Raw genomic sequence first — 3,376 nt, 5'->3', positions numbered from 1 at the left:
GACCTCGACGCCGGCCAGCCGGTCGTCGAGGTCGTCGACCCGTCCCTCGACCGCCTCGTCAACGGTCGACCGAGCCGCCGCGTCCGCTTCGAGTTCGTCGAGTCGCTCCGCGGTCCGTTCGAGGTCGGCCGCGATCGCGTCCAGCCGCTCCGCCGTCTCGGCGTGCGCGTGGTCGGCCGGCGCCTTCGCCTCCAGGTCGCGGTAGAGCTCGACGAAGCGCTCTCGGAGGTCCTCGACCTTCTCGTCGACCTCGGCGTCGAGGTCGTCGAGCCGCGACTCGATCGCGGCGACCTCCTCGCGGTCCGGCACGTCGATCCCCTCCTCTTCCGCGAGCGCGACGATCGCGCGCTTCAGCAACTCCTCGCGGTCGACGCCGGTCTCGTCGGCGGCGGCCTCGGTCGCGGCGTCGACCGTCCTATCGGCCGGATCGAGGTCGCTCATCGAAGGTCCCCCGCCATTATGCTCTGTTTAACGGGGAGACTTAAGTAATCTGTCGCGTCATTCTCTGAAACGATAGTTAGCGGTGAGACCGGAGCGCGGTTCGCGTCCCGTTCTGTCCCGTTCCGTCACGTGTCCTGTCCCGTTCCGTCACGTCCTGTCCCGTTCCGTCACGTCCTGTCCCGTTCCGTCACGTCCTGTCCCGTTCCGTCACGTCCCATTCAGTCACATTTAGGCCTCCCCTCCCGTCCAGTCCCATCACCGGATCTTCCGAACGTCGCTGATGTCGAATCCGCCCTCGTGGATCTCGGTCTCGAACCGGACGATGTTCTCCGCTTCCAGTCGAGAGAGGACGCCGCGGAACTCGCGGACGAACATGGTCCGGGCGCGCTGGGAGCCGCCGCTCTCCCACGTGAACTGGAGCGTGCCGCCGGCGGCGTCCATCAGGGCGCCGAACTCCCGGTCGGTGAGCGAGTCGGTGTTCACCAACACGAGGATGAGCCCGCCCCACTGGTAGGCGGCCTTCTTGAGCCCCTTCATCACCATCGACACGTCGCTCCACTTCGTGTCCTCGTCGACCATCGAGACGAGGTCGGTGACGGAGTCGATGCAGACTAAGCTGCCGTCGGCGTTCGCCGAGAGGTAGTCGCCGAACGCCGTGAGCACGTCCTCGTACTCCCCGCGGTCGCCCAGCTCGGTGATCGACGCCGTCTCGTCCTCGTACCAGTCGCGGGGGATCGGGCTCAGCTGGAAGTACTCCGGCGAGAGGTCCCGGAAATCGATCTCGCCGATCGCGGCGTCGACGATCTCGTCGGCCATCGTGAACCGCATCTCCCGGGTGAGCGCGTCCGTGTCCGCGGTGAAAGACAGGTAGTGGACCTCGTCGGGGAGCGCGGCGTCCGCCGGGAGGTCGCCGTAGTAGAGGTCGAACAGCTCCGCGTCGGCGCGCCCGAGGGCGTTCATCGCCGCGCTGGTGTACAGGAACTCGCGCGCGCCCGCCCCGGACTCGCCGGCGAGCAGCACGACGTTGCCCGGCGGCGCGCCGCCGCCGAGGATCGAGTCGAGGCGGGCGACGCCGAACGGAACGCTCGTCATGTCCCGTACGGGGTCGCCGCCCCGCTTAGTGTTGTTGCTCGTGTGGGGGTGTCGCCGGCGACCGGAGAGCCGCGGGGACGGCGACGGCTCGGTCAGTCGGTCAGCCGCGCCCCGCCCTCGGCCGCGCGGACGACCGCGACCGATCCTGCCACGCCCGCCTCGTCGAGCGCGCGCTCGCCCGCCGCCGCCGCGGCGTCGGCGTTGGCGGCGTCCGTGACGCCGTACACGGTCGGGCCCCAGGAGGACTGCCCCGCGCCGAACACCGACGCGGACGCCGACAGCGACGCCACCACGTCGCCGACGGGCGGCCGGTAGACGCCGCCCTGTTCGTCGGCGTACCACGCGCCGTTGAGCCGGCCGATCTCCGCGACCGCCGCGCCGAACCGCTCGGCGTTCCCGGTCGCGACCGCGGGGAGCGCTCGCCGCGTGACGATCCCGCCGATCCGGTCGGCGAGCCCGGGCTCCGCGCGCTCGATCGCGGTCCGCATCGCGTCGTCCTCCGCGTTCCCGTTCCGGCCCGGGTCGGCGTCGGGGCGCACGAGCAGGAATCGCCAGTCGTCGGGGACGTCGTGGCGGGCCGCCACCGGCGGGACGGTCCACTCGCCGTCCGCGGGGCGGTCGGTCGTGAACCGAGCGGTCGGGTGGCCGGCGTCGAGGACGACCCCGCCCGCCTCGAACGTCGCGACGCCGACCCCCGATCGCCCGCCGCGACCGAGCGCCGGGGCGCGTTCGCGGACGCGAGGCTCCTCCCCGTGGGCGACCGCGATCGCCGCGAGCGTCGCCGCGGCCAGCTGGGTCCCGCTTCCGAGGCCGGCGTGGCGCGGCAGCGACTCGCGGACGGCGACGCGCGCGCCGTCGACGCCGAGCAGGTCGACGGCGGTGCGGGCGTACCCGAGGACGTCGTCGCGGACGGCGGAGTCGGTCGCCGGAGCGTCGCCCCCGTCGGCCGCCTCGACGCTGACCCGACCGGCCGGCTCGGCGTCGACGACGACGCGAGGCTCCGCGAGACCGAGGCCGAGAGCGCCGTACAGCCGCTCGTGCGAGAGGCTGAGGTTACAGAAGCCGAAGTGGAGCCGGGCGCCGGCGCTCGCGCGTGCCATCGTTGCCCGCGTTTGGGAGTCGATTGATAAAGGGTGCGTGACAGTGGCGGGAGTTGCCCCTGACCGCGTTTGTCGGTCCGTGAACGACACGGGCGGGGAGACCGCCTCCGAAGCCCCGGTCGCTCACTTATAAACTGTTGACGACGGATCGACGGTGAACGCCGCCAAAGCCCCAGCCCCGAGGGCTCGCGCGGCTCGTTGCGCGCTTCAGTCGCTCGCGGTGCTCGCTCCTTCCAGTGCTTCCGTCGCCTGCGCCCGCCTCGCGACTGCCCCTTTGAGTCCCGCCCGACCGCACGGCACCGAACCTCACGCCTCCCCAGCCTCGTCGCTCACTCCGTTCGCGACTCCCTCGCGCGTGCGACTCGCGCCTTTCAGGCGCTCGCCGGCACGCGCCACCACACCGCCGTCGATTTATAAGTCGGTCCGTCGCCGCTCACTCCCGCCAGTCCGGGTTCGCGCGGGGCGGCGAGAAGATGTCGTACCCCACGACCGTCTCGTCACCGTCGTTGCGCGCCCCGTGCGGCTCGCCCCCGGGGATGCTGTAGGTGTCGCCCGCCTCGACGACCAACTCCTCCCCGTCGACGACGAAGGTGAGCGCCCCCTCGGTGACCGCGCCGATCTGCTCGTGCGGGTGGTCGTGCTCGGGCACTTCGGCGCCGGGATCGATGACGAACCGCTGGATGCTGGTGTCCTCGCCGACCGCGCCCTGCGTGAGGAACACGTCGTCGACCGCCTCGACCGCC

General features: G+C 71.7%; 3 protein-coding genes and 1 pseudogene. All 4 read right to left on the bottom strand.

Annotated features, from left to right (window positions below; translation table 11 throughout):
- Positions 1–441: pseudogene (locus DJ75_RS15020) on the bottom strand (hypothetical protein); the annotation flags it as partial.
- A gap of 255 nt (positions 442–696) precedes the next feature.
- Positions 697–1,533: an HTR-like protein gene (locus tag DJ75_RS15015; protein ID WP_094525235.1), complete on the bottom strand. Its 837-nt coding sequence runs from the start codon at positions 1,531–1,533 to the stop codon at positions 697–699.
- 92 nt (positions 1,534–1,625) lie between these two features.
- Positions 1,626–2,633, bottom strand: coding sequence for a beta-ribofuranosylaminobenzene 5'-phosphate synthase family protein (locus tag DJ75_RS15010; RefSeq protein WP_094525234.1), 1,008 nt, complete (start codon positions 2,631–2,633; stop codon positions 1,626–1,628).
- A gap of 433 nt (positions 2,634–3,066) precedes the next feature.
- On the bottom strand, positions 3,067–3,376 hold a 310-nt coding region (locus DJ75_RS15005; RefSeq protein WP_141212064.1), incomplete at its 5' end, for a cupin domain-containing protein.

It is taken from the genome of Halorubrum sp. Eb13 (genome assembly GCF_002252895.1).
Lineage (GTDB): Archaea > Halobacteriota > Halobacteria > Halobacteriales > Haloferacaceae > Halorubrum.
Note: the sequence above shows the minus strand (reverse complement) of the source record. Positions and strands in the feature narration are given on the sequence as shown.